This window comes from Bradyrhizobium cedriense (genome assembly GCF_054602315.1).
This window is the reverse complement of the sequence record NZ_JBTSWB010000005.1, coordinates 443,791-467,614: the sequence shown is the minus strand read 5'-3', so window position 1 is coordinate 467,614 and position 23,824 is coordinate 443,791. Positions and strand designations below refer to the sequence as shown.

21 protein-coding genes are annotated in these 23,824 nt (G+C 65.2%); 9 read left to right on the top strand and 12 right to left on the bottom strand.

Features of this window, described 5'->3' with window-relative positions:
* Nucleotides 1–242 precede the first annotated feature (242 nt).
* Entirely contained in the window at nucleotides 243–947 is a 705-nt protein-coding gene (locus ACYCVF_RS23425; protein WP_459600685.1) for a tetratricopeptide repeat protein, read from the top strand.
* 49 nt (nucleotides 948–996) lie between these two features.
* Here ACYCVF_RS23425 and ACYCVF_RS23420 read toward each other — a convergent pair whose 3' ends face one another.
* The 6 genes from ACYCVF_RS23420 to ACYCVF_RS23395 form a co-directional block, all read right to left on the bottom strand.
* The gene (locus ACYCVF_RS23420; protein ID WP_459600683.1) at nucleotides 997–1,554 is read right to left on the bottom strand and encodes a CGNR zinc finger domain-containing protein; all 558 of its coding nucleotides are present in this window, start codon (nucleotides 1,552–1,554) and stop codon (nucleotides 997–999) included.
* A gap of 46 nt (nucleotides 1,555–1,600) precedes the next feature.
* Nucleotides 1,601–1,927: a hypothetical protein gene (locus ACYCVF_RS23415; protein ID WP_459600681.1), complete on the bottom strand. Its 327-nt coding sequence runs from the start codon at nucleotides 1,925–1,927 to the stop codon at nucleotides 1,601–1,603.
* A gap of 33 nt (nucleotides 1,928–1,960) precedes the next feature.
* A complete protein-coding gene (locus ACYCVF_RS23410) occupies nucleotides 1,961–2,845 on the bottom strand; it encodes an alpha/beta fold hydrolase (protein WP_459600895.1) in 885 nt (294 codons plus the stop codon).
* Nucleotides 2,846–3,043: 198 nt separating this feature from the next.
* A complete protein-coding gene (gene radC, locus ACYCVF_RS23405; RefSeq protein ID WP_459600893.1) occupies nucleotides 3,044–3,760 on the bottom strand; it encodes a RadC family protein in 717 nt (238 codons plus the stop codon).
* 90 nt (nucleotides 3,761–3,850) lie between these two features.
* Nucleotides 3,851–4,669, bottom strand: coding sequence for a type I methionyl aminopeptidase (gene map, locus ACYCVF_RS23400; RefSeq protein WP_459600679.1), 819 nt, complete (start codon nucleotides 4,667–4,669; stop codon nucleotides 3,851–3,853).
* A gap of 121 nt (nucleotides 4,670–4,790) precedes the next feature.
* Entirely contained in the window at nucleotides 4,791–6,107 is a 1,317-nt protein-coding gene (locus tag ACYCVF_RS23395) for a mechanosensitive ion channel family protein (protein ID WP_459600677.1), read from the bottom strand.
* A 426-nt stretch (nucleotides 6,108–6,533) separates the two neighbouring features.
* Here ACYCVF_RS23395 and ACYCVF_RS23390 point away from each other — a divergent pair, with 426 nt between their 5' ends.
* Complete coding sequence (locus ACYCVF_RS23390) at nucleotides 6,534–8,327, top strand: potassium/proton antiporter (RefSeq protein ID WP_459600675.1); 1,794 nt, start codon at nucleotides 6,534–6,536, stop codon at nucleotides 8,325–8,327.
* 75 nt (nucleotides 8,328–8,402) lie between these two features.
* Here the strand turns inward: ACYCVF_RS23390 and modC are convergent, their stop codons facing one another.
* The 4 genes from modC to mepA all read right to left on the bottom strand — a co-directional run bounded on the left by modC (nucleotide 8,403) and on the right by mepA (nucleotide 11,764).
* Nucleotides 8,403–9,065: a molybdenum ABC transporter ATP-binding protein gene (gene modC / locus ACYCVF_RS23385; RefSeq protein WP_459600673.1), complete on the bottom strand. Its 663-nt coding sequence runs from the start codon at nucleotides 9,063–9,065 to the stop codon at nucleotides 8,403–8,405.
* Between the two features lie 2 nt (nucleotides 9,066–9,067).
* Nucleotides 9,068–9,763 carry a molybdate ABC transporter permease subunit gene (gene modB, locus ACYCVF_RS23380; protein ID WP_459600671.1) on the bottom strand — a complete coding sequence of 232 codons (696 nt, stop codon included), beginning with the start codon at nucleotides 9,761–9,763 and terminating at the stop codon, nucleotides 9,068–9,070.
* Between the two features lie 13 nt (nucleotides 9,764–9,776).
* Nucleotides 9,777–10,562: a molybdate ABC transporter substrate-binding protein gene (modA, locus tag ACYCVF_RS23375; protein ID WP_459600669.1), complete on the bottom strand. Its 786-nt coding sequence runs from the start codon at nucleotides 10,560–10,562 to the stop codon at nucleotides 9,777–9,779.
* Nucleotides 10,563–10,819: 257 nt separating this feature from the next.
* Complete coding sequence (mepA, locus tag ACYCVF_RS23370) at nucleotides 10,820–11,764, bottom strand: penicillin-insensitive murein endopeptidase (protein ID WP_459600667.1); 945 nt, start codon at nucleotides 11,762–11,764, stop codon at nucleotides 10,820–10,822.
* Nucleotides 11,765–12,213: 449 nt separating this feature from the next.
* Between mepA and ACYCVF_RS23365 the strand changes: the two genes are divergently transcribed.
* From ACYCVF_RS23365 to ACYCVF_RS23355, 3 genes are all read left to right on the top strand, one after another.
* Nucleotides 12,214–14,379: a putative bifunctional diguanylate cyclase/phosphodiesterase gene (locus ACYCVF_RS23365; protein ID WP_459600665.1), complete on the top strand. Its 2,166-nt coding sequence runs from the start codon at nucleotides 12,214–12,216 to the stop codon at nucleotides 14,377–14,379.
* 56 nt (nucleotides 14,380–14,435) lie between these two features.
* A complete protein-coding gene (locus tag ACYCVF_RS23360; protein WP_459600663.1) occupies nucleotides 14,436–15,194 on the top strand; it encodes a Spy/CpxP family protein refolding chaperone in 759 nt (252 codons plus the stop codon).
* A gap of 221 nt (nucleotides 15,195–15,415) precedes the next feature.
* Complete coding sequence (locus ACYCVF_RS23355) at nucleotides 15,416–16,519, top strand: OpgC domain-containing protein (RefSeq protein ID WP_459600661.1); 1,104 nt, start codon at nucleotides 15,416–15,418, stop codon at nucleotides 16,517–16,519.
* Between the two features lie 36 nt (nucleotides 16,520–16,555).
* Here the strand turns inward: ACYCVF_RS23355 and ACYCVF_RS23350 are convergent, their stop codons facing one another.
* Together ACYCVF_RS23350 and ACYCVF_RS23345 are read right to left on the bottom strand one after the other, a co-directional pair.
* On the bottom strand, nucleotides 16,556–17,776 hold the full coding sequence (locus tag ACYCVF_RS23350) for an MFS transporter (RefSeq protein WP_459600659.1): 1,221 nt from the start codon (nucleotides 17,774–17,776) through the stop codon (nucleotides 16,556–16,558).
* A gap of 103 nt (nucleotides 17,777–17,879) precedes the next feature.
* Complete coding sequence (locus ACYCVF_RS23345) at nucleotides 17,880–19,457, bottom strand: winged helix-turn-helix domain-containing tetratricopeptide repeat protein (RefSeq protein WP_459600657.1); 1,578 nt, start codon at nucleotides 19,455–19,457, stop codon at nucleotides 17,880–17,882.
* Between the two features lie 141 nt (nucleotides 19,458–19,598).
* Here ACYCVF_RS23345 and ACYCVF_RS23340 point away from each other — a divergent pair, with 141 nt between their 5' ends.
* The 4 genes from ACYCVF_RS23340 to ACYCVF_RS23325 all read left to right on the top strand — a co-directional run bounded on the left by ACYCVF_RS23340 (nucleotide 19,599) and on the right by ACYCVF_RS23325 (nucleotide 23,812).
* Nucleotides 19,599–20,348: an SDR family oxidoreductase gene (locus tag ACYCVF_RS23340; protein ID WP_459600655.1), complete on the top strand. Its 750-nt coding sequence runs from the start codon at nucleotides 19,599–19,601 to the stop codon at nucleotides 20,346–20,348.
* A gap of 75 nt (nucleotides 20,349–20,423) precedes the next feature.
* Nucleotides 20,424–21,377: a helix-turn-helix transcriptional regulator gene (locus ACYCVF_RS23335; protein WP_459600653.1), complete on the top strand. Its 954-nt coding sequence runs from the start codon at nucleotides 20,424–20,426 to the stop codon at nucleotides 21,375–21,377.
* Between the two features lie 359 nt (nucleotides 21,378–21,736).
* On the top strand, nucleotides 21,737–22,567 hold the full coding sequence (locus tag ACYCVF_RS23330; RefSeq protein ID WP_459600891.1) for an alpha/beta fold hydrolase: 831 nt from the start codon (nucleotides 21,737–21,739) through the stop codon (nucleotides 22,565–22,567).
* A 39-nt stretch (nucleotides 22,568–22,606) separates the two neighbouring features.
* A complete protein-coding gene (locus ACYCVF_RS23325) occupies nucleotides 22,607–23,812 on the top strand; it encodes an NAD(P)/FAD-dependent oxidoreductase (RefSeq protein ID WP_459600651.1) in 1,206 nt (401 codons plus the stop codon).
* The last annotated feature ends 12 nt before the right edge of the window (nucleotides 23,813–23,824 follow it).

Here is a 23,824-nt window from a genome sequence, read left to right as displayed (position 1 = left end):
CGCCACGGCCGACCGGAGCCCCCGCAGCTCACGCTCGAACATGCCCGTAGCGACATCGAGGCGCAGCTCCTGCGCCTGCGCGGTCTCGGCTTCGAGGTCACGAACTGCGGCCGGGGCTGCTTCGAGCCGCGCCTGCCCGAAGGCGGGTCAATTCGTCGATATCGAAATTTCGGCCAGGTTTCGAACCTTCCTGCCTTCCGAGTGACCAAGACAGAATGGTTCAAACTCGATCGGGCTTTGACATGAAACTCGTTGCCCTGGCCTTTTCGTGCCTTCTGCTTTTCGCGATGCCCGCCAATGCGAATGACACCCGCACTTTCAATGCGATGGTGGCCTTGGCCAATCGAGGGGACGCCGAGGCGCAGTACCATGTCGGCATGATGTTCAATAACGGCATCGGCACGCAGCAGGACCGCAGCCAGGCATTCGAGTGGTTTCAGAAATCGGCTGCGGCCAACGACCCGTTGGGAGCCTACAAGCTCGGCTGCTACTATGACGGGCAAGGCGTTGGCATCGTCGCAACCGACCCGGATCAAGCATTGAAGTACAAGCTCGTTTCCGCCAAGGCCGGCTATGCGCGTGCCCAGCACGACGTCGCTCTTCTGTATGACAGACGAGGAGATTCGGAAGAGGCCCTGAAATGGTGGAAGATGGCCGGCGATCAGGGACATCCTGCCTCCCTCTTCAACCTGTCCCGCGCGTATTCCGCAGGGAAGGGAACGCCGAGAGATCTGTCTCTGTCGTATGCGTATTTCAAGCTCTCGCAGCTGGCGCCGGCAAAGAACGTGGACGAGATGGCTTCCATGTTGTCCAAGCCGGAGCTCGAGAAGGCCGAGAAGATAGTTGCCGAATGGAAGCAGCAACCGACCGCTCTGACGCTCAAGGCATTGAGCGGTATCAGAGCAGCAGATGAGCACCTGAAAGTCGCCAAGAACCAGGCGTTCTGATTGCAAACGTCCATGCCGATGTGCAGCCCTCCCTTTTTTGTCGCGCTGATCAGTCAGCGCGGGTTACGCGATAGGTCTGCTTCTTTGCACGGTTTCCGCAGGTGCTCATCTCGCACCAGCGACGGGAGCCGTTCTTTGTTCGATCGATGAAGAGCCAGCGGCAGTCGTCGGATGGACATTGCTTCAGGCGCGAGAGTTCATCGCTCCGAAGCAGGTCGAGCGCCGACCAGGCGACCGCGCCGGTGATGGAGTCTATGCCCTGGAAACGCAGGGACGCGGGGCGTCCTGCCAGCGAGGCCGTACGGAGCGCTTTCGCGGCATAGTCGCGGATGATGTCCAGCGCAGCCCGGGGAGATGGCTTGCCTGTCGCGATTGCCGATCCAACCTCGCCTATCGCCAGACGAAGGTCGAGGACGCCTTTCATCAGCGCCTTGTGATCTGCCTGACGAAGAGCGAGGTTGCCGTCGATCAATCCGGCTGCTCTCGACCATGCCAGGATGTCCGCGTGCGTTGCCAGATGGTCGACCTCCCGATCCGTCCCGCGCCAGCTGATGGTGTTGGCGAGATCGAGGGCGAGGTTACCCGCGATGCGATGAGGCAGTGACATGGGGCACGCCTTGCTTGCTTCCGGCACGTTTGCTCATGGGCCGCCTTCAGCGCAAGTTTTGATCGTTGACGAGAATGCGGTGGACTTCGATACGTTCGGGGAGTTCGATCAGCAACTCGGCGTCGCGATCGAGATGATGGACCTTCGTGGGCTGGCCCTTCGTGAAGGCGGTCATGGCCTCGATATCGGGCCAGTAGGAAATGGTCGTGAACCAGGTCTCCTCCTCTCGATCCTCGCGGAAGAGCTGGACTCCCAGGGCGACCTTTTGCAGCGGCGGAATACCCTCGGCTCGCAGATAGGATTCATAGGTCTCCGCGACGTCCCGTCGGGTGCGCCCGCGCCAGATTCGTGCAATGGTCGGCCTTGTCGACATGACGATCTCCTTTCACTCCCCCCCTGCTGAAGTTCAGCGCAACGTCCGCGATAGAAAGTCGCGGACGAGCGGCAGGACTTCCTCGAAATGCGTTTCCAGCAACCAATGGCCGGCGTCTCCGAGCAGGTGCAGCTCCGCATTCGTAAGGTCGCGTCGGTAAGCGTGCGCCGACGGCTCGGGCATGTAGCCGTCCTGCGGCCCCCACACGATCAGCGTCGGTGGTTGCCGCTCGCGGAGATAGGCCTGGTAGCGCGGAAACCATTCGAGGTTCTGTTCCAGTTTTTCCATCAGCCGGATCGAAATTGCCCGGCGCGTCGGCGTGTCCATGAGCGGCCAATGCAGCTTCCAAAGATCGGGTGGAACCCGCTTGGCGATCTCATCCGAGACCTCGCCGACGAACTCGTGGCGGAATCCGTCCTCGCTCACGGCTTCTTCGAGAGGCCGATGGTTTTCAACTGACTTGTCCGCCCACCATGCCTTGATCGTTTGATATTTTGGACCAAGAACGTCCGCGTAGATGTCGCCGTTCTGAATGATCAGGGCTGCGATGCGGTCGGGATTGGCGATGGCGTGCCGCAGGCCGATCTGCGATCCGTAATCGTGCAGCCACAGCGCGTAGCGCTCCAGCCGCAGTGCATTGGCGACATCGGCGAGCACATTGGCATAGGCGTCGAAGTCGTAGCTGAATTCCGCCGGATCGGGCGTGTCGCTGTAGCCGAAGCCCGGCCAGTCGAATGCGACGGTGCGCCAGCGGTCGGCCAGCGCCGGCATCAGGCGCCGGAACTGGAAGGAAGAACAGGGATAGCCGTGCGGCAGAAGCAGGACCGGCGCCTCGGCAGGTCCGGCCTCTCGTAGGAAGAGCTTGCGCCCGTTGATATTTGCCCATCGATGGCTGACGCCGGTACTGGACATGGACATCTCCGTTTTCCATGTTGACCGGTAAAACGCGTTTAGCTGGTTCTCTGTTCCTCTGTCTCGGGTCGTTTCCGTTGCCTGAATTCGGTTGCGGTTTCGCCGCATGCGCGGAACCCGCACCTTCGCTTCTTCGCCGGTCAACGCACTCAGCGAGCGGCAAGGCCGAAGCGAACGTCATGTCGTGATGACGGTCGAGCAGCCTTAGATCAACCGCATGCCGCGCAGGCTCGCATGCCCGTTCCTGCCGACGATGATGTGGTCGTGCACGGCGATGCCGAGCGGCTTGGCGATGTCGATGATGGCTTTCGTCATCTGGATGTCGGCCTGCGACGGCGAGGGATCGCCGGAGGGGTGGTTATGCACCAGGATCAGCGCCGTGGCGGACAGCTCCAGCGCGCGCTTGATCACCTCGCGCGGATAGACCGGGGTGTGGTCGACGGTGCCGGTCTGCTGCACCTCGTCGGCGATCAGCTGGTTGCGCTTGTCGAGGAAGAGCAGCCGGAATTGCTCCTTGTCGGCGAACGCCATGCTGGCGCGGCAATACTCGATCACCTCGTTCCAGGACGACAGCGCGTTGCGGCTGTTGACCCCGCCCTTGGCGACGCGATGCGCCGCCGCAGCGATCAGCTTGAGCTGGTTGATCACGGATTCGCCGATCCCCTCGACCTCGCGCAGCCGCGCGACCGGCGCGTGCACGACCTCGGCGAAGGAGCCGAACGTCTTGATCAGCGTCTTCGCCAGCGGCTTGGTGTCGCGGCGCGGCAGCGCCGGAAACAGCGCCATCTCCAGCAGTTCATAGTCGCTGAGCGCGTCCGCACCGGCGCTGTAGAAGCGCTCACGCAGCCGCTCGCGATGGCCGTGATAATGCGGCGTGTCCGGCTCGGGCTTGCTCTTGTCGTGGTCGGACTTGGCGGGCATCGCGCGGCAAGCATCGCCGGGGAACTCCGCTTTTGCAACCGTCAATTGCTATGGCCGATGCGGCTCATGCCGAGCCGCCGCCCAAAAGCATCACCCGATCTGCTTCTCGCCGTGCCGCTCCGACAGCGTGAAGATCTCCACGCCCGTCGCGGTGACGCCGACCGAGTGCTCGAACTGCGCCGAGAGCGAGCGGTCGCGGGTGACCGCGGTCCAGCCGTCGGAGAGGATCTTCACATGGGGCTTGCCGAGATTGATCATCGGCTCGATGGTGAAGAACATGCCGGGCTTGAGCTGCACACCTTCGCCGGGGCGGCCGACATGGATGATGTTCGGCTCGTCGTGGAACATGCGGCCCAGACCGTGCCCGCAGAAATCGCGCACCACGCTCATGCCCTGCGGCTCGACGAAGCTCTGGATGGCGTGGCCGATGTCGCCGGTGGTGGCGCCGGGCTTCACGGCGGCGATGCCGCGCATCATCGCTTCATAGGTCACCTCGATCAGCCGCTCGGCCTTGCGCGCGATCGGGCCGACCGCATACATCCGGCTGGAATCGCCGTACCAGCCGTCGACGATGAAGGTGACGTCGATGTTGACGATGTCGCCTTCCTTCAGCGGGCGGTCCCCGGGCATGCCGTGGCAGACCACGTGGTTGAGCGAGGTGCAGGTCGAGTAGCGATAGCCGCGATACATCAGCGTCGCCGGATAGGCGCCATGGCTGAAGGCGAAGTCGCGGACGAATTCGTCGATCTTCGAGGTCGGCACGCCCGGCCCGACGATGTCAGTGAGCTCGTCGAGGCATTTTGCTACCAGCGCGCCCGCCTTGCGCATGCCGGCAAAGGCGCCCGGCCCATGTAGCTTGATCTGTCCGGTCTTGCGCAGGGAGGTATCGGTGGCTTCGACGTAGCTCATGCGTGTCAGGTCTTTTCGGGGCTGATCTCGGTGTTGGCGGAAAGTCTTGATTTCAGGCCCCAATTTAATGATTGCGGGCCTTCATGCAAGCCGAGGGTGCCAGCCTGGGGGCGAAAGCGGCCTAATTCGGGACTTCTACGGTGGTTTCAACCGGCAGGGCGCCGCCGCGGATGCGGATTTCGCGGACCGGATAGGGAACCCGGATGCCTTCGCGCTTGAACGCGTCCCACAGCGCCAGCATCACGTCGCTCTTGACGGTGTCCATGCCGTCGGGGTCCGCGAGCCAAAGGGTGAGCGAGAACTTCATGCCGGCCTCCGCGAACTCGGTCAGGATGCAGTTCGGCGGCTTGCCCTTCTGCGCGCGGGGATGAGCGGCAGCAATCTCTGCGGCGAGCTTGCAGACGAGCCGCGGGTCGGCGTCGTAATTGGTGCCGAAGGCGATCTTCACCAGCGTGTTCTTGTCGGTATAGGTCCAGTTGACGACCTTCTGCGTCACCAGATCCTCGTTCGGCACCAGGAATTCGCGGCCGTCGCCGGCGGCGACGGAGATGTAGCGCGTCTTCATCGCGCTGATGCGACCGGTATTGTCGCCGATGGTGACGAGGTCGCCGGGCTTCACCGACTTGTCGGCGAGCAGGATGATGCCCGAGATGAAATTGGCCACGATCTTCTGCAGGCCGATACCGATGCCGACGCCGACCGCGCCGGAGAACACCGCGAGCGCCGACAGGTCGATCCCGACGGCGCCGAGCGCGATCACGATCGCGACCGTGAGCAGCCCGATCCGGATGATCTTCATCAGCAGCACCTGCACCGATGGCGTCAGGTCGGTGGTCGCGTTGATCCGGCTCTCGGCGAAATTGCTTGCGATGTTGGTGAGCCACAGCGCGATGAGAAGCAGTGCGCCGGCCTTGAGCACCAGCAGCGGGGTCAGCCTGAGACCGCCGAGCACAATCGCGAAGGAATCGAGCAGGTCGACCGTCGCATCGAGCTGGCCGACGATGGATAGCGCGGCGACGAACCACGCCGTGATCGATACCAGCTTGACGATGAAGGCGTTGCGCAGCGCCGAGGTCACGAGCCGGATCACGAGCCAGGCGAAGCCAAGCTTGGCCGCGACCATGAGGAGATAGCTGCGGCTCGGCCAGGTCGCGTGGTACATCACCACGCGCGAGATGATCACGATCAGCGTGAACACCGCCGTCGAGGCGCTGGAGACCATCACCCGGACGAAGTGCCGGAGCGGCAGCGGCCAGCGCATCGCCAGCGAGGTCATGTCGATGCGGCTGCGAATCGCGGCTTCCGCGGCGTAGGCGATGCCGGCCGCGGCCAGGATGAGACCGAATTGCAGGTAGAACCAGGGTGAGGAGATTTCCGCCCCGACGCTGCGTGCGGTGGTCTGCACGAACTCCATGAAGTCTTTGAGGTCCATGTCCATCGGTCTCGTCGGCAAGCGGGGAGGAATTGATTCGAGGGCGCCGCAGAATCCCACAAAGGGTGGGGCCGGGCCATCGATACACCGCGAAGTGAAGCGCGTTAAGGCCGTAAAATAGGGCCAGATTGCCGCGAACCATGGAAAATGGGTTGGCGCACGAGTCTACGGACGATAAGGATGCAGGAGCAGGATGATTGTTGGTTGAACAGGTCTGTCGGCAAACGCGCTCTTCGCCTGTCCCCGCTTGCGGGGAGAGGCCGGATCACATCGTCAGGTGCGATCCGGGTGAGGGGGCCTCACCGCGAGTCCATCCGTCGCCGCCCCCGTGGCGAGCCCCAACCGTCTCCCCGCAGGCGAGGCGAGGGGGCGCGCAGCCGCTGCCTCCCTGACCGACACCGCATCCGTTTCCCGGAGTAACCGCAGCACCGCATGGCTTCCCTCGACTCTGTCAGCATCGCCATATTGCTCGGCGCCGTCCTCATCATGGCCGGCATTCTCTCGAGCCTGCTTGCGCTGCGCTTCGGCGCGCCTTTGCTGCTCGTCTTCCTCGCGATCGGCATGCTCGCCGGCGATTCCGGGCCGGGGCAGCTCCAGTTCGACGACGTCCGTACCACCTATCTGGTCGGCTCGGTCGCGCTCGCCCTGATCCTGTTCGACGGCGGCCTGCGCACGCGCATCGCCAGCATCCGCACCGTGCTCGCGCCGTCCGTGGTGCTCGCGACGGTCGGCGTGCTGCTGACCGCGCTGGTCACGGCGCCGTTCGCGAAATACGCGCTCGACCTCAACTGGACGGAGTCGCTGCTGGTCGGTGCCGTGGTGGCCTCGACCGACGCGGCCGCGGTGTTCCTGCTGGTGCACACCCAGGGCCTGCGCCTGCGACCGCGCGTGGGCGCGACACTGGAGGTGGAATCCGGCACCAACGATCCGTTCGCGATCTTTCTCACGCTGATGCTGGTCGAGTACATCTCGGCCGGCTCGAGCTCGCCGGGCCATGTTCTGATGGAGTTCGTCCAGGAAGCGGTGCTCGGCGCCGTGGTCGGCGTCATCGGCGGGCGCCTAGTCGTGATCGCGCTCAACAAGGTCGCGCTGCCGCAGGGGCTGCATGCGCCGTTCGTCACGACGGCGGCGCTCGTGATCTTCGGCGGCTCGCAGATCATGCACGCCTCCGGCTTCCTCGCGGTCTACCTCGCCGGCATCATCATCGGCAACCGGCCGACGCGCGCGCACAATTCGGTGGTGACGTTCCTCGACGCCGCGACCTGGCTGGCGCAGATCGTGATGTTCGTGCTGCTCGGCCTCTTGGTCTCGCCGAGCCGGCTCGGCGCCAGCATATTACCGGCAATCGCCGTCGCGCTCGTGCTGATGCTGGTGGCACGGCCGCTCGCGGTGTTCGTGTGCCTTGCTCCGTTCCGCTTCAACTGGCGCGAGAAGATCTTCATCGCCTGGACCGGCCTGCGCGGCGCGGTCGCGATCTTCCTGGCTTCGATCCCGATGCTGGTCGGCCTGTCCAAAGCCTACCTCTATTTCGACGTCGCCTTCGTCGTGGTCATCATCTCGCTGCTGCTGCAGGGCTGGACCCTGGCTCCGGCCGCGCGCAAGCTGCACGTGGCGCTGCCGCGCGCCGAGCGCGGCCCGCGGCGCGTCGAACTGGATCTGCCCGGCCAGCTCGAGCAGCAGCTCGTCGGCTATCCGGTGCGGCCCAAGAGCCTGTATTTTCGCCGCGGCCTGATCCCGTCCTGGTCCAAGCCGACGCTGGTGATCCGCAACGAACACATCCTGACGCCGGCGGAAGCCGACCCGATCGCGCCCGGCGACTACATCTACCTGCTGGCCCCGCCGGAAAAAGCCGAGTCGCTCGACCGCTTCTTCGTCGACATGCAGCCGGGCATAGCGCCCGATCCGCATCTGCTCGGCGACTTCATGGTCTCCGGCGAGCACACGCTCGCCGAGCTCGCCGAGATCTACGGCGTGAAGGCGAGCGACGAGGAGAGCAAGCTCACGCTCGCCGACTATTTCGACGTCCATCTCGAGCGCGCGCCAAAGGAGGGCGCCGAGCTCGCGCTGGACGAGATCGTGCTCGTTGCCCGCAGCATCTCCGGCGGCCGCGTCAATCTCGTCGGCCTTCGCCTGCCCGAAGAGGACGAGACGCCCGCGCCGCTGACGCGCACGCAGGCGCTGCGTAAGAAGCTTGCCGATGTGTGGGCATCGGTGGCGGGAGTTTAGTGTCTCCTCGTCATTGCGAGGAGCTTTTGCGCCGAAGCATCCAGACCGCCGCTGCGGCGGGATTGCATCTCGTCCTCACGTCAGCACCTTCACCCCGCCCAAGCTCGTCACGCGCCCCTGCTTCAGCATCACGATCTGGGTGGCTAGCTGGCGCAGCTCGGCGGCGTCGTGGCTGACATAGACCATCGGCACGTTGGCTTCATCCCGCAGCCGCACCAGATAAGGCAGGATCTCGAGCTTGCGGCCTTCATCGAGTGCGCCGAGCGGCTCGTCGAGCAGCAGCAGCCGCGGCTTCGACAACAGCGCGCGGCCGAGGGCGACGCGCTGGCGCTCGCCGCCCGAGAGCTTTCCGGGACGGCGATCGAGCAGCGCGCCAATGTCGAGCAGGTCCACGATGCGCTTCTGCTGAGAGGGATCGGCCGGCAGGCGGTTCATCCGCCGTCCATAGTCGAGATTCTGCGCGACGTTGAGATGCGGAAACAGCCGCGCGTCCTGGAACACATAGCCGATGCGGCGGCGCCAAGCCGGGACATGGATTCCCGCCGCGGTGTCGTCGACGGTTTCGCCGTCGATCACGATGGTACCGCGGTCGGGCCGCAACAGCCCTGCGATCATGTTGACCAGTGATGTCTTGCCGGCGCCCGAGGCGCCGAACAGGCCGATGGCACGGCCTTCGCTGGCGAAGGATGCATGCAGCGAGAATTCGCCAAGCTGCTTTTCGACGTCGACGCGCAGCATGGTCAGTTCCCGTGCAGCCGCGCCGTCGCGCGGCGGGCGAACCACTCGGCGGCGATCAACGCGCCCAGCGCCAGCACGATCGAGACGATCACCAGCCGGCCCGCCGCGGCATCACCGTCCGGCGTCTGGATCAACGAATAGATTGCCGAGGAAATCGTCTGGGTCTCGCCGGGAATGTTGGAGACGAAGGTGATGGTCGCGCCGAACTCGCCGATCGCCTTGGCGAAGCCGAGCACCATGCCGGCGACCACGCCGGGCAGCGCCAAGGGCAGCGTCACCGTGAAAAACACTTTCCACGGCGCAGCGCCAAGCGTCTCGGCGGCCTGCTCGAGCCGGCGATCGATCGCCTCGATCGAGAGCCGCATCGGGCGGACCAGCAGCGGAAACGACATCACGCCGCAGGCTAGCGCCGCGCCGGTCCAGCGGAATGAAAACACAATGCCGAGATGGTCGGCGAGGAAGCCGCCGACGAGGCCGCGGCGGCCGAAGGTCAGCAGGAGCAGATAGCCGGTGACGACAGGCGGCAGCACGAGGGGCAGATGCACGACGGCGTCGAGCAGCGACTTGCCCCAGAAATCGCGTCGCGCCAGCAGCCACGCCAGCGCGATGCCGAATGGCGTCGCCACCAGCGTCGCGATGATGGCGACCCTGAGCGAGAGCAGGATCGCCGTCCATTCGGCAGGGGAAATCTCGGACATCAAGCCGCAGATATCACGTGGTGGGACTGACCAGGAACTTGAAGCCGTATTTTTCGAAGATGGACTTGGCCGCCGCGGAGCGCAGGAAAGCCAGGTAGCCGCCGGTCTCGCCCTTCGCGGTCGTGGTCGCGGCGACGGGATAGATGATCGCGGGATGCGACTCCGAAGGGAAGGTGCCGACGATCTTCACGCCTGGCTCGATCCTGGCGTCGGTCGAGTAGACGATGCCGAGTGCGGCTTCGCCGCGGACGACCAGCGTCAGCGCGGCGCGCACGCTCTCGGCCATGGCGAACTTCGGCTCGACGGCCTGCCACGCACCGAGCTTCTCGAGCGCGGCCTTGGCATATTTGCCGACCGGAACGGACTTGACGTCGCCGGTCGCAATCCTGCCGTCGCCGGCGAGCTTGGCGAGATCGAAGCCTTGCGCGATGTTGACCTCGTCGATCCTGGAATCCTTCGGCGCGATCAGCACGATGCTGTTGCCGAGCAGGTTGACCCGGGTCGCTTCGTTGATGGTCTTCTTGGAGATCGCGTAGTCCATCCAGTCGGTGTCGGCCGAGACGAACACGTCGGCCGGCGCGCCCTGCTCGATCTGCCTCGCCAGCACCGAGCTTGCGGCATAGCTGACGCTGAACTTGATGCCGGTTCGCGCGGTGTAGGCGGCGTCGATCTCGTCCAGCGCGTTCTTCATTGAGGCGGCGGCGAACACGGTGATGGTCTTGTCCTCGGCAGTTGCAGGCGAAAAGCTCGCGCTCGCGAGGATCACGAAGGCGGTGAAAAGTCCGGACATGCGAAACATGGAATGCGCTCCGAGCGAGTTCGCGGGCGCAGGAAGCGCGCGCAAATCTGGCGTTGGGTGGGTCGGGTCGCGACGGGCGGAAGCGCTGTTCCACGTGGCCTTGCGACGGCTTACGACCGGCAGGGATATCGCAATCGCGAAGATAGCAGGCTGGCGCCGGAGGTCAAAGGGCGGCGCCTCGATCACGACGGGCGTCCCGGATCGGCGCACGCTTGGGGCGCGCTTGTCTGGGGCGACAGCGGTGAGTGTGGCGCCTGCTACGGCCTCGCGTCCGCCGCGTGCAGCACCGCCTTGCAGGCCGCCGGCATCTGCGCCAGCGTCATCGGCGGCTTCGGTTTCGGCGGCTCCGGCGGAGGCTTGGGGTGCAGCACCGCGTCGGAGAACCAGTAGGCGAGATCGGCGGGTTTGCAGCCTTCGTCCTCGGCCTGTGACGGCTGGCCCTCGCAGTCGCCGGCGCCTGCCGGGCAGTGCATGCGGATGTGGAAGTGGTAGTCGTGCCCCCACCACGGCCGGATCTTCGACAGCCAGGCGCGATCGCCCTTGGCTTGGCGGCACAACGCCTTCTTGATCGCGGCGTTGACGAAGATGCGCTGCACGGCGGGCTCCCGCGCCGCATCGCGCAGCACCAGCACATGGGCCGGCGTGAACACCCTGGGGTCGACGTCGAGCCGGTCCTGGCGCACCATCATCACCGCCGACATGTCCTCGCGCTCCTCGCGCGAGAGCCGGCGGTCCGGCATCGGCGTCAGCCAGATGTCGGCATCCAGGCCGATCTGGTGGCTGGCATGGCCTGACAGTGCGGGCCCGCCGCGCGGCTGGGCGATGTCGCCGACCAGGATGCCGGGCCATCCTGCGTTCTTGTGCGCCCTCGCCGCGAGCCGTTTGATCAGCGCGATCATGTCGGGATGGCCATAGCTGCGGTTGCGAGATAGGCGCATCACCTGCCAATGGTCGCCGTTGACCGGAATCTGCTCCGCGCCGCCGATGCAGCCCCTGGTGTAGGAGCCGATGACATGGGCGGGCCCCTTCGACGGGAGCAGCTTTCGCGCGAACAGTTCCTTGGCGGCGAGGTCGGGATCGTTCGGATTGGCCAGCGACGGCAGCGGCTTGGGGTTGACGCTGCCCTTGTCCTGGGCCAGCGCGCCGCCGGCGCCCAGGCAAGCGAATGAGAACAGGAGGAGGGTGATGCAGCGGCGACTCATGCTGGCGTCCTTATAGCCGAATGCTGCATCAGGGTTAAGAACGAGGCTTTGAGCGGGCCGAACATCATGGCAGTCGAGCCCAATCGCGTCTCAAACGGCCACCTTTTAACGGCGCAATAACCGTATCCTGCATTGACCAAAATTCGTGCGCGACGTGAGGAATATCTCCGGCCCGCATGCAATCGCGTGCGATTCCGGAACGGATTCAAGTGCGCGCGCAATTTTGCGCCAGATCGCCCATTGATTGCGGCGCAAGACACGCTCTTGCGGCGCTTGCCGCCGCAACCGCGGCGCGCAAAGAGGCAGCAAGGTCCAGCTCGCGCGGGCCGCGGCCGGGCAAGATTACTTTTTTTTCAGACACTTGCCCCAAGACTGCGGCCGCAATGCGCGTACCGGGACGAGTGAAGTTGAGTTTGGGGTCTCGAAAAGCAAGAAGGCGAAAGCAAAGCGTGCTTGCCCGCGCCGGCCAGAAGGCGCGCAAGCCGCGCTTCGCGCGCGCGCCGCGTGCCCGCTCCGCGCGCGACGAAGTCCTGCGCAGCCGTGCCGAGGCGGAGGCCGCGATCGCGGAAGCGCGCAAATCCCACGAGCGCCTGCGCCAGGCCATCGATATCCTGCCTCAGGGCATCGTGTTTCTCGATTCCGAAGGCCGTTACGTTCTCTGGAACAAGAAATACGCCGAGATCTACAGCAAGACCGCCGATCTGTTCGAGGAAGGTGCACGCCTCGAAGACACGCTGCGCATCGGCGTCGCCCGCGGCGACTATCCCGAGGCCGTCGGCAACGAGGACGAGTGGATCGCCGAGCGCCTGCAAAGGCTCTATCAGCCCGGCGCGCGCCACGAGCAGAAGCTGTCGGACGGCCGCGTCATCCTGATCGACGAGCGCTTGACCGATGATGGGGGCGTCGTCGGCCTGCGCGTCGACATCACCGAGCTGAAGCGGCGCGAGGCCTCGTTCCGCCTGCTGTTCGACGGCAATCCCGTGCCCATGATCGTCTGCGCGCTGGACGACGAGTGCATCATCGGCGTCAACGCCGCCGCGATCGCGCATTACGGCTACAGCCGGGCCGAGTTCGAGAAACTGAAGATCCGCTCCTTGCAGGCCTTCGACAGCGAGCCGCCCTGGACCGCGGATCGCTCCAGCGAGGAACAGGCCGGCCGCACCTGGAAGCACGTCAAGGCCGACGGCGCGCTGATCGACCTTGCGATCTATTCCCGCGAGCTGACCTATGCCGACCGCCCTGCGGTGCTGCTCGCGCTGATGGACATCACCGAGCGCAAGCGGGCCGAGGCGCGGCTTGCCTTCATGGCCCAGCATGACGCCCTGACCGGCCTGCCCAATCGCAGCCTGCTGCGGCAAGAGATGGACGAGAAGCTGCTGCACACGCGGCGCAGCGCCGAGAAGGTCGCCCTCTTGATGATGGGACTCGACAATTTCAAGGCGGTCAACGACACGCTGGGGCATGCGGTCGGCGACAAGCTGCTGCGCGGCGTTGCCAAGCGGCTGCGCTCCACCCTGCGCGAGGAGGACGCGCTGGCGCGGCTCAATTCCGACGAGTTCGCGATCGTTCAAAGCGGGCTGACGCGCCCCGAGGACGCGGTCATGCTGGCCAAGCGCCTGCTGGAGGCCATCGCCGATCCCTATCTGCTCGACGGCCATTCCGTGGTGATCGGCGCCTCGATCGGCATCGCGATGGCTCCGGGCGATGGCGATGATTCCGAGAAGCTGCTCAAGAGCGCCGACATGGCGCTGTCGCGTGCCAAGCTGGATGCGCGCGGCACCTTCGCCTTCTTCGAGGCCGCGCTCGATGCGAAGGCGCAGAGCCGCCGCAAGATCGAGGTCGAGCTGCGCGACGCGATCCAGAACGACGTGCTGCGCCCTTATTACCAGCCGCTGATCGACCTCCAGAGCGGCCGCATCACCGGCTTCGAGGCGCTGGTGCGCTGGCCGCACGCCGAGCGTGGCATGGTCTCGCCGGCCGAGTTCATTCCGGTTGCCGAGGACACCGGCCTCATCAACCCGCTCGGGGGCTTGATGCTGCGCCGGGCGTGCCTGGATGCCGCAAGCTGGCCCGACGACGTCCGCGTCGCCGTCAACCTGTCGCCGCTCCAGTTCCGCAGCGGCAACCTGCTCTCGATGGTGACCGACGCGCTGAAGCATTCCGGCCTGCCGCCGCGCCGGCTCGAGCTCGAGATAACCGAGACGCTGCTGCTGGAGAAGAGCGCCCAGGTGCTGGCCACCCTGCACGCGCTGCGCGCGCTCGGGGTACGCATCTCAATGGACGATTTCGGCACCGGCTATTCCAGCCTCAGCTACTTGCGCAGCTTCCCCTTCGACAAGATCAAGATCGACCAGTCCTTCGTGCGCGATCTAGGGGCCAATCGCGAGGCCCAGGCGATCATCCGCTCCATCGTCAGCCTCGGCAAGGGCCTCGGCGTCACCATCACCGCCGAAGGCGTCGAGACCGAAGCCGAGCTGAGCTGTCTTCGCGCCGAAGGCTGCCATGAGGGCCAGGGCTTTCTGTTCAGCAAGGCCCGGCCGAATGCGGAGATCATCAGCCTGCTCGCGGCACAGCGCGGCATCGACGGCAGCGAGGACGCCGCGCTGGTGGCGTGATGTGGCTACCTCTCCCCGCTTGCGGGAGGGGGCGGATTACGAAGCAATCCAGTCTCATGGTGCGGCTCGCGGCGAGCGGCTTCCTTGACATGGGTCAAGTCGAATTCCGCGGGCGATCTCCACAATCACAGCAAACGCCAAACGTCGGGAGAGACACGATGCGACATCCCATGCTTGCGGCGACCCTGCTGCTCACGTTCCTCGGCACATCCGCCTTCGCGCAATCGCCTGCCGAGCACCAGGGCCACCACCCGGACCAGTCGGAGACACAGGCGACCAAACCGTCCACGCCGTCCGAGACGCCCCGCAACACCGGCCCCTCTCACGGCAAGATGGGCGGCCGCATGATGGGCATGATGGGCGGTAACATGCCGATGTCCGACATGATGCGGATGATGGGCATGATGCGTCAGTCCGGCGGTGACTGCATGAGCGGGATGGAGACCGTCGATCGCGTGGAGGGCCGGATTGCCTTTCTGCGGACCGAGCTCAAGGTCACCGATGCTCAGACGCCTGCCTGGAACGCGTTCGCCGATGCGTTGCGCGCAAATGCCAAGGCTCTCGGAGAGCTGCGCGGGTCGATGGCCGGCTCCGGATCAGAGACCTTGCTGGATCGGGTGACCTGGCAGGAAAAATGGCTGTCGGCGCGGCTGGAGGCCACCCGTGCGATGAAATCGGCGCTGACCAACCTCGTCGGCACCCTCTCCGACGAGCAGAAGAAGACCGCCGACGAATTGCTCGCGCCCAATATGGGCATGATGCCGATGATGCAGGGTGGCCGGATGGGCGCCATGCCGATGCAGGGCGGAAAATGAGGGCTTCGCCCGCATCCTCGGTACGTCTCGACAATAATGGCAACTGCGGCATGCTTTCTGGACCGTAGCGGCGCGGCAATGTACCTTCAGCGGTTGATTGAAGTGAGGAGCCGGCGTCTACGACATTACCGCGCCGGCCCAGTACGCTCGCTGTGGCGAGACGCCCTGATCACGAGAGGCAGCGCACAGGAGTGACGTGGATTGCGACCATACCGCCGCCCATGAAGGAGCGCGATCTTCGCATCGACCTGTTCCGGGGCCTCTCGCTATGGTGGATCTTCATCAATCACATCCCGGAAAGCTATCTGAACAGGTTCACGCCCAAGAATTTCGGCTTCAGCGATGCGGCGGAGATCCTCGTATTCTTGTCGGGCCTCGCGTCGGGCATCGTATACGGCGACCTCCTGCGCCGGTCCGGCCCGGCGGTGGCGGGGATGCGCATGTTGCGGCGTTCGGTCGAGATCTACATCGCGCAAATTCTGACTGTCTTCCTGTTGCTGGCGGAGGTGTCCTTCATCGCGGCATGGCAGCCCGACATGTTCGACCACGCCAACCTGGCCATCCTGCTGCAGCAGCCCGCTGAAACGCTGCTTCAGGCGGCGCTGCTGCGGTATTCACCGGTCAATCTGGACCCTCTGCTGTTGATGGTCATCCTCCACTTCGCGCTCATCCTCGTCCTGCCGTTGACGATAGGCGCCTGGCCGCTGGCCCTGACCGGATCCGTTGCTCTCTATGTTCTCGCTTATCTGTTCGACTGGTACATCCCGGCCTATCCACGGGGGCAGCTCTATTTCAATCCGCTGAACTGGCAGTTGCTGTTCGTGATCGGCATCTGGTGGGGGGCGAACCGAGGCGATTGGCAACTCGCCATTCTCAGGTCGCGGGTCCTTACTGCGCTGGCGGCGAGCTACGTGCTGTTCTCGTTCGTGATCACCTTGGGCTGGCAGATCCATGCCATTGAAGACTACGTGCCGGGATGGCTGTCGCGGCTGATCTATCCGATCGACAAGACCAATCTCGACATCTTGCGATTGTTGCATTTTGCTGCGCTTGCACTGCTCTGCTGGCGCCTTCTGCCGAGCAATGCCAGCATCTTGAACGCCAGACCGCTGCGCCCGCTGATACGATGCGGCGAATACTCGCTCGCGATCTATTGCGCCAGTGTTCTGCTGTCCCTCGCTGCCCATGCAGTCCTCAGCGAAGGCTGGAACAGCCTCGCGTCGCAGACGCTGGTCACTCTCATGGGCCTGGGCCTGATGAGCGGCATGGCGGTCCTGCTCGCCGCGATCGATCGCGGTGTGTTCCCAAATCTCCGGCCGTTGTAGTTCGAACACGAAGGCGCGAGGCGCATTGTTCCGCCGTCAGGCCGCGGCGGGGCCGAGATCGAGCGATCGCCTGCGCTTGGTCGGGAAGCTCAGCGCCACCGCGACGGCGGCGAGCCCGATCGCGAAGGACCCGGCGTGCAGCCATGTGTAGCGTTGGAAATTGTCGAACACGAGCCCGCCGGCCCAGGGCCCGAGCGCCATGCCGAGGCTGGCGAAGGCCGAGACCGCGCCGAACACCGTGCCCATGATGCGAGCGCCGAAGAACTCGCGGACCAGCACCGCATAGAGCGGCATCACGCCGCCATAGGCGAGGCCGAACACCACCGAGAGCGCGTAGAATTCGCCGAGCTGCGCCACCGCGAGATAGGTCGCGATGCACATCGCCTGAACGAACAGTCCGCCGACCAGCACGGGCTTCGCGCCGATGCGGTCGGCCAGCGCCCCTAGCAGCAGGCGCCCGCCGAGGCCGGAGACGCCGGCCACGCTGTAGACCGTCACCGCCGTGAGCGGGGCGATGCCGCACACCATCGCGTAGGACACCATGTGGAAGATCGGGCCGGAATGCGCGGCGCAGCAGGCGAAATGCGCCGCCGCGAGCGCGATGAATTGCGGCGTGCGCAGCGCCTGCGCCGCGGTCAGCTCGATCTCCGGTGCCGCGTCGCTGCTTGCCGGGGCCGCCGCGGCCGGTGCCGGCCGCACCAGGAAGCACGCGGGGATCAGCAGCGCCCACGCGGCGATGCCGATCACCAGCATCGCGGTGCGCCAGTCATAGGCCGTGATCAGCCAGCTCGCGGCCGGCGCGATCGTCACCGGCGATACGCCCATGCCGGCGGAGACGAGAGCTACCGCAAGGCTGCGATTCTTCTCGATCCAGGCGCTCGCGAGCGCCATCATCGGCGCGTAGAAGCTGCCGGCGGCGACGCCGATCAGCACGCCGAAGCCAAGCTGGAATTGCCAGAGGGTTGCCGCCTGGCTCGCGGTGACGAGGCCGAGACCGAGCAGCAGGCTTCCTGCGAGCACCACGATGCGGGTGCCGAACCGGTCCGACAGCGTGCCCCAGAAGAACGCGGCAACTGCCATGCAGAGAAAATCCAGCGTCGCCGCCGCCGACACCCCGGCGCGCGACCAGCCCATCGCTTCCGAGATCGGCTGCAGGAACACCGCAAGCGACAGCATCGTGCCAAACCCGACGCAGGTCATCAGCGCTCCCGCGGCGACGACGACCCAGCCATAATCGAAGCTTGACGGCTTGCTCATGCGTTTCCTCGGCGCTTTTGGTTTTGTTGGTGGTGCGCGGCACGGATGGTGGCTCATCTGCCGGCGGAGGGCAAGGCATGGACGCGGGGCATCGGCGCGCCTCTCACTCGGGCAAGCCCGCCAGCCGCAAGCCGTTCGTGAGGCTGGCGCGATGCTCCGGACGCCGGATTGGTATCCAGCCATCGAGCTTGGAGATACGAAACGCAGGATCGAGCTTGCGCAAATGATCCGCTGCATCCCGCGCCTGCTCCGCTTGTCCGGCGAGCCCATGACAGGCGGCAATGATCAGCGCGACGAACACGAAGCTTGGCAGCTGCCGGAGAGATTGTTCGCCCCAGGATAAGGCCAAGTCGAAACGTCCGGAAAACAGGTGCGACATCGCCATGCCGGCCTGCATCCGGAACATCTCGGGATCGCGCGGGCTGAGCCGCATGGCGCGGGTCAAGAACTCGATTGCAGCCTCGGGATCGCCGCGCTCGGCCCGGAGGAAGCCTCCCAGGAACCAGGCCGCTGCCAGGTTTGGGTTGAGCAACAGTGCCTTGTCGAGCAGTGCGACGGCGCCGTCCACGTCGCCGGCGAGATGGGCGAGCGTGTGTCCGCCCCGTGTCAGCGCGACGGCGTCGTCCTTGCCGAACTCCATCGCCAGACGAGCCAACCGGATGCCCTCGGCGGACTCCCGCGGCTGATCGGTCATCCATCCGTTGATCTTGCGCCAGCAATGGCACCAGGCCGCCATGGCATGGGCCGACGCAAACTCGGGATCGAGCGCGATGGCCTTGAGAAACAGCGGCAACGCCTGGTCGATCGCTTCCCGCGTGCCACGGTGCAAATGTGGCATGCCGCGCAGATAGTGATCGTAGGCGCTGAGATTGCCGGTCGGCTTGCGCCGGGCGCGTTCGATCTCCGCACGCTCGAGCTGGGAGGCGATCGCGCCGACTATGCTGTTTGCGACCTGGTCCTGCAGCTCGAAGATGTCATCGAGCGTTCCTTCGAATCTCTCGGCCCAGAGATGGGTGCCTGTTGCGGCGTCCACGAGCTGTCCCGTGATGCGCACCCGGCTTTCGGACTGACGCACGCTGCCTTCGACGACGTAGCGCACGCCAAGCTCGCGGCCGACCTGCTTCTCGTCCACGGTCCGGCCCTTGTAGGTGAAGCTCGAGTTGCGGGCGATCACGAACAGCCAGCGGATGCGCGACAGCGCGGTAATGATGTCTTCCACGACGCCGTCGGCAAAATAATCCTGCCCGGTGTCGCCGCTGAGGTTTCGAAACGGAAGCACCGCAATCGAGGGAGAATCCGGCAGCGACAGGGCGAGCCCGGGCGGTTCGACCGCGATGTTCGACTGTGCAGCCACCGCGCGAGCGGGCGGCTCGTCTTCCCGGACCTCGCCGACAAAGCGCATGCCTTTGCGCGAAATCGTTCGGATCAGGCGCTGCTCCTTGCCGGTATCCCCGATCGCCCTGCGCACCGCGTTGACGTGGCTCGTCAGCGTCGATTCGGAGACGATCCGGCCGTCCCAGACGGCCGCCAGCAAATCGTCACGCGTCACGACCTGCTCCCTCTTGCGAACCAGATGGAGCAGCAGATCGAACACCTTTGGCCCGATTGCGACGAGCTCCGGCCCGCGGGTGAGCTCGCGCCGTTCGGCGTCCAGACAAAAATCTTCAAACAAGAAACGCAAGTCCGCGCTCCGCTTGGACGAGAACCGAAGGAAAATTGAAGGCCAATTCAGGCCGGCTGCAAGGCTTTTCCGTCCGCATGCGCGCATCCTCGCTTTCAGCAACAAGGCCATCGTTGGCCGGAAAAATCGAGGAAAATCATCATGAAGATCGTCATCATCGGCGGGACCGGCTTGATCGGAGCGAAACTGGCGAGGATGCTCCGTGAAAAGGGCCATGATGTCCTTCAGGCATCCTCCCGTACAGGCGTCAACGCCATCACGGGCGAGGGTCTCGATCGGGCGCTTTCAGGCGCGGACGTCGTCGTGGACGTCGCGAACTCACCGTCCTTCGAGGACCGTGCGGTGCTGGCGTTCTTCGAAACGTCGAGCCGTAATCTCCTCGCGGCCGAGGCCGTCGCCAAAGTGCGGCATCACGTCGCGCTGTCCATCGTCGGCACCGACCGCCTTCCGGAATGCGGCTACTTCCGCGCCAAGCTCGCACAAGAGAATCTGATCCGCAGCTCGACGATTCCCTACAGCATCCTGCGCGCCACCCAGTTCTTCGAATTCGTCGGCGGCATCGTCGAGTCCTCCTCCGACGGACAGATCGCCCGGCTGTCGCCCGCGCTGTTTCAGCCGGTGGCCTCGGACGATGTCGCTGCCGCGCTCGCCGATGTGACGCTTGCCGATCCGATCAACGGCATGATCGAGCTCGCCGGTCCCGAGCGACTGAGCCTCGACGAATTCGGCCGGAGATACACGGCCGCGATCAAGGATCCGCGCAAGGTCGTTGCCGACATCCACGCCCGCTATTTCGGAGCGGAGCTGGACGACCGATCGCTCACGCCCGGCGACCGCCCGCGGCTCGGCGCCATCCGCTTTGAGGATTGGCTGGCCACCCTTCGCAAGTAACCCCCCGCTGCCGTCGGCCCTTCATCGCGACCGTCATGCCGCCGCGCATGCGAGCCCATGCCCATGCCCAATTCCATGACCAAGCCTGTCTCGCACGATCATTCGCAGGAGGAGCCGACGGCTCCGTCCGAGGCGCGCAAGGCCACTCCGACCGCGGCCGAGCGGCCTCTCGCCGACGCGGAAATGGCCCGTGTGCTCGGTACCGAGCCGTTCCGCATGGCCCTGGACCCATCCGGCGGCGGGATCGCACACTGGAAACACGAACCGCTGCACGACGTCGTCGCGCCCATGACCCATCATGTGATCATGGCCTACAACGGCGCGGTGCAGCGCATGGAGCGGCGTTCGGGCCGGTTTGTCTCGACGGGAACGTTTCGTCCGGGGGTCGTGATCATCATCCCCGAGGGAGCGAGCTCCAGATGGGATATTCCGAAACCCGTCGACGTCGTTCAGCTCTACCTTCCGCACAGAACGCTCGCGCGCGTGGCCGACGAAGCCGACACCGTCAAGCCGATCGATCTCGTCGAGCGAACGGCGCATCCCGATCCCATCACGTCCCGGCTGCTCCTGAGCGCCGCTGATGTCCTGGAAGGCAATGAGACGCTGGATTCGCTCTTCAGACAGCAACTGACCGACCTTCTCGCGACGCGTCTGCTGGCCGCGCATGCCGGTGCGCCGACTGCGGTCCATCCGGTCGTGGGCGGGCTGGCGCCGAAGGTGCTCATGCGCGCCATCGAGCGCCTCCGTTCGGAGAGCGATGCGGATGTCTCGCTCGCGGCGCTCGCTGCGGAGGCCCGCCTGTCGCGCTTCCACTTCTGCCGGGCCTTCAAGGAAAGCACCGGGCTCTCGCCCCATGCCTGGTTGCGCCAGCACCGGCTCGAGCAGGCGATGCAGATGCTGCGCGAGACGGACGCGTCGGTCGTGACGGTCGCCGCCGCGCTCGGCTACGCCTCCCAGACCGCGTTCGCCGCTGCATTCAAACGGCTGACCGGTGCGACCCCGACCGATTGGCGCCGGCGTGGGCGCTAGGGGCGTTTTCGGGCGAAGTGGAAATCGGTTCACGTGAAGAGAACGCGTCAGAACGAAATCAGGAGCCGCGTCTCGATCGAACCTGAACGGAAAGACTCGAGCAGCAATTGCTCTGCAATCGCCGCAATGGCGCTGGGGCACCGGCACATCCGGTTCGCTAGATCAGCAGCGTGCCCATGCCAACCACATGGAGAAGAGGAATGACCTGGAAAGTCCCGCTCAATCAGATTGCAAACACCTCGCGCCGGAAGGTCCTCGCGACCTCGGTCATGTCTGCGATTTCACTCTTCGTCCGCTCATCGACAACGGCGGGAGAAGAATCGAGCCGTTCGCAATCCTCCGCTCACTGGACCGATCCGATGACGTCGGTGATCACGAAGGATGGCGTACGGATCTTCTACAAGGACTGGGGACCGAAATCCGCCCAACCGATCGTCTTTCATCATGGCTGGCCGCTTTGCGCCGACGACTGGGACACCCAGATGCTGTACTTCGTCGGTAAGGGCTATCGCGTGATTGCACACGATCGCAGGGGGCACGGACGCTCGAGCCAGGTCGGCGGCGGCCACGACATGGATCATTACGCGGCCGATGCCGCGGCGGTCGTCGACCACCTCGATCTCCGTAACGCCATCCATGTCGGACATTCCACCGGCGGCGGCGAAGCCGTCCGCTACGTCGCGCGGTACGGTCGCGGTCGTGTGGCCAAGCTCGTGCTGATCAGCGCAGTGCCGCCGCTGATGCTGAAGACGGAAGGAAATCCCGGCGGCTTGCCGATCGACATTCTCGACGATCTGCGCCGGCAACTCGCCGCCAACAGGGTGCAGTTCTATTTGGATTTCGCGAGCGGTCCCTTCTACGGCTACAACCGCCCCGGCGCCAAGGCATCGCAGGCGGTGATCTGGAACTGGTGGCGCCAAGGCATGATGGGCGGCGCCAAGGCGCATTACGACGGCATCAAGGCTTTCTCGGAGACCGATTTTACCGAAGACCTGAAGAGCATCGCGGTGCCGACCCTCGTCCTGCATGGCGGCGATGATCAGATTGTGCCGGTTGCCGACTCCGCGCCGCTGTCGGCGAAGCTGCTGAAGAACAGCACGCTCAAAATCCATGAGGGACTGCCGCACGGCATCTGCACGACCCATGCGAGCATTGTGAACGCCGAGCTGTCGGCGTTCATCGCGGCCTGATCCTGCGCATCGATCCATTCACATCACAGGAGACACCACATGCGACTGGTCATCATTGGCGCCGGCTTCGCCGGCATGTACGCCGCATTGTCCGCCGCGCGCCTGCGCGACATCAAGGGTGCCTCGCCCGACAAGCTCGAGATCGCGCTGGTCGCACCACAGCCGACACTCGTGGTTCGCCCGCGGCTTTACGAGCCGAAGCCCGAGACGTTGACGGCGCCGCTGCTGGACGTGCTCAAGGCGGTCGATGTGGTCTACGTGCAGGGCAGTGCCGAGACGGTCGATATCAAGGCGCGTGAAGTAGGCGTGGCGACGCCCGGAGGGAGGCGAACGAAGCTGTCCTATGATCGCCTGGTCGTGGCCACGGGCAGCCGGCTTTTCCGTCCGAACATTCCAGGCCTTGCCGAGCACGGCTTCAGCGTCGATACGCTCGACGATGCGATCGCTCTCGACCGGCATCTGCAACATCTGGTGAGCTGGCCGATATCAGAAATGCGCGACACCGTCGTCGTCGCCGGCGGCGGATTCACCGGCATCGAGGCGGCGACGGAAATGCCGGCGCGGCTCCGCGAGAGCCTCGGCCGGGATGCCAGGCCGCGGGTCGTCATCGTCGAGCGCAACGAGGCGATCGCTCCCGATATGGGCGAAGCTGCGCGTCCCATCATCGAGGATACGTTGAGGCAGGTCGGCGTGGAGACCCGGCTCGGCGTCGGTGTCGCTTCGCTCGACAAAACCGGTGTCACACTGTCCGACGGTGAGCGAATCGAAGCCGCGACGGTGATCTGGGCCGCGGGCATGCGGGCTGCCCCGTTGACCGCGCAGATTCCCGCCGAGCGCGACAATTTCGGCCGGCTGCTGGTCGACCGCGATCTGCGCGTGCCGGGCGTGGCGGGTGTCTTCGCCACCGGCGACGCGGCGCGCGCAGCTTGCGACGATGCCGGAAACTACGCGCTGATGTCGTGCCAGCACGCCACGCGGATGGGCGCCTTTGCCGGCAACAACGCCGCAGCCGAGCTGCTCGGCGTTCCGACCAGGCCGTATCACCAGAAGGCCTACGTCACCTGCCTCGATCTCGGCGAAGCCGGTGCGCTCTTCACGCGCGGCTGGGAGCGGAAGGTCGAGATGGTCGGCGAGGAGGCGAAGAAGACGAAGCGGGAGATCAACACGATCTGGATCTATCCGCCGCTCGCCGAACGCGCCGCCGCGCTCGCCTCGGCCGACCCGGAGCGCGTCACCGATCTCTGAACACCTCGTCGA

Coding starts and splice junctions, on each gene's coding strand:
- ACYCVF_RS23415 (WP_459600681.1), bottom strand. CDS start 1,927: ATGTCGACAAGGCCGACCATTGCACGAATCTGGCGCGGGCGCACCCGA.
- ACYCVF_RS23335 (WP_459600653.1), top strand. CDS start 20,424: ATGACCAAGCCTGTCTCGCACGATCATTCGCAGGAGGAGCCGACGGCT.
- ACYCVF_RS23360 (WP_459600663.1), top strand. CDS start 14,436: ATGGTGCGGCTCGCGGCGAGCGGCTTCCTTGACATGGGTCAAGTCGAA.
- modA (WP_459600669.1), bottom strand. CDS start 10,562: ATGTTTCGCATGTCCGGACTTTTCACCGCCTTCGTGATCCTCGCGAGC.
- ACYCVF_RS23425 (WP_459600685.1), top strand. CDS start 243: ATGAAACTCGTTGCCCTGGCCTTTTCGTGCCTTCTGCTTTTCGCGATG.
- ACYCVF_RS23410 (WP_459600895.1), bottom strand. CDS start 2,845: ATGTCCATGTCCAGTACCGGCGTCAGCCATCGATGGGCAAATATCAAC.
- modB (WP_459600671.1), bottom strand. CDS start 9,763: ATGTCCGAGATTTCCCCTGCCGAATGGACGGCGATCCTGCTCTCGCTC.
- ACYCVF_RS23330 (WP_459600891.1), top strand. CDS start 21,737: ATGACGTCGGTGATCACGAAGGATGGCGTACGGATCTTCTACAAGGAC.
- ACYCVF_RS23340 (WP_459600655.1), top strand. CDS start 19,599: ATGAAGATCGTCATCATCGGCGGGACCGGCTTGATCGGAGCGAAACTG.
- mepA (WP_459600667.1), bottom strand. CDS start 11,764: ATGAGTCGCCGCTGCATCACCCTCCTCCTGTTCTCATTCGCTTGCCTG.
- radC (WP_459600893.1), bottom strand. CDS start 3,760: ATGCCCGCCAAGTCCGACCACGACAAGAGCAAGCCCGAGCCGGACACG.
- ACYCVF_RS23350 (WP_459600659.1), bottom strand. CDS start 17,776: ATGAGCAAGCCGTCAAGCTTCGATTATGGCTGGGTCGTCGTCGCCGCG.
- ACYCVF_RS23390 (WP_459600675.1), top strand. CDS start 6,534: ATGGCTTCCCTCGACTCTGTCAGCATCGCCATATTGCTCGGCGCCGTC.
- ACYCVF_RS23325 (WP_459600651.1), top strand. CDS start 22,607: ATGCGACTGGTCATCATTGGCGCCGGCTTCGCCGGCATGTACGCCGCA.
- ACYCVF_RS23395 (WP_459600677.1), bottom strand. CDS start 6,107: ATGGACATGGACCTCAAAGACTTCATGGAGTTCGTGCAGACCACCGCA.
- modC (WP_459600673.1), bottom strand. CDS start 9,065: ATGCTGCGCGTCGACGTCGAAAAGCAGCTTGGCGAATTCTCGCTGCAT.
- ACYCVF_RS23355 (WP_459600661.1), top strand. CDS start 15,416: ATGAAGGAGCGCGATCTTCGCATCGACCTGTTCCGGGGCCTCTCGCTA.
- map (WP_459600679.1), bottom strand. CDS start 4,669: ATGAGCTACGTCGAAGCCACCGATACCTCCCTGCGCAAGACCGGACAG.
- ACYCVF_RS23420 (WP_459600683.1), bottom strand. CDS start 1,554: ATGTCACTGCCTCATCGCATCGCGGGTAACCTCGCCCTCGATCTCGCC.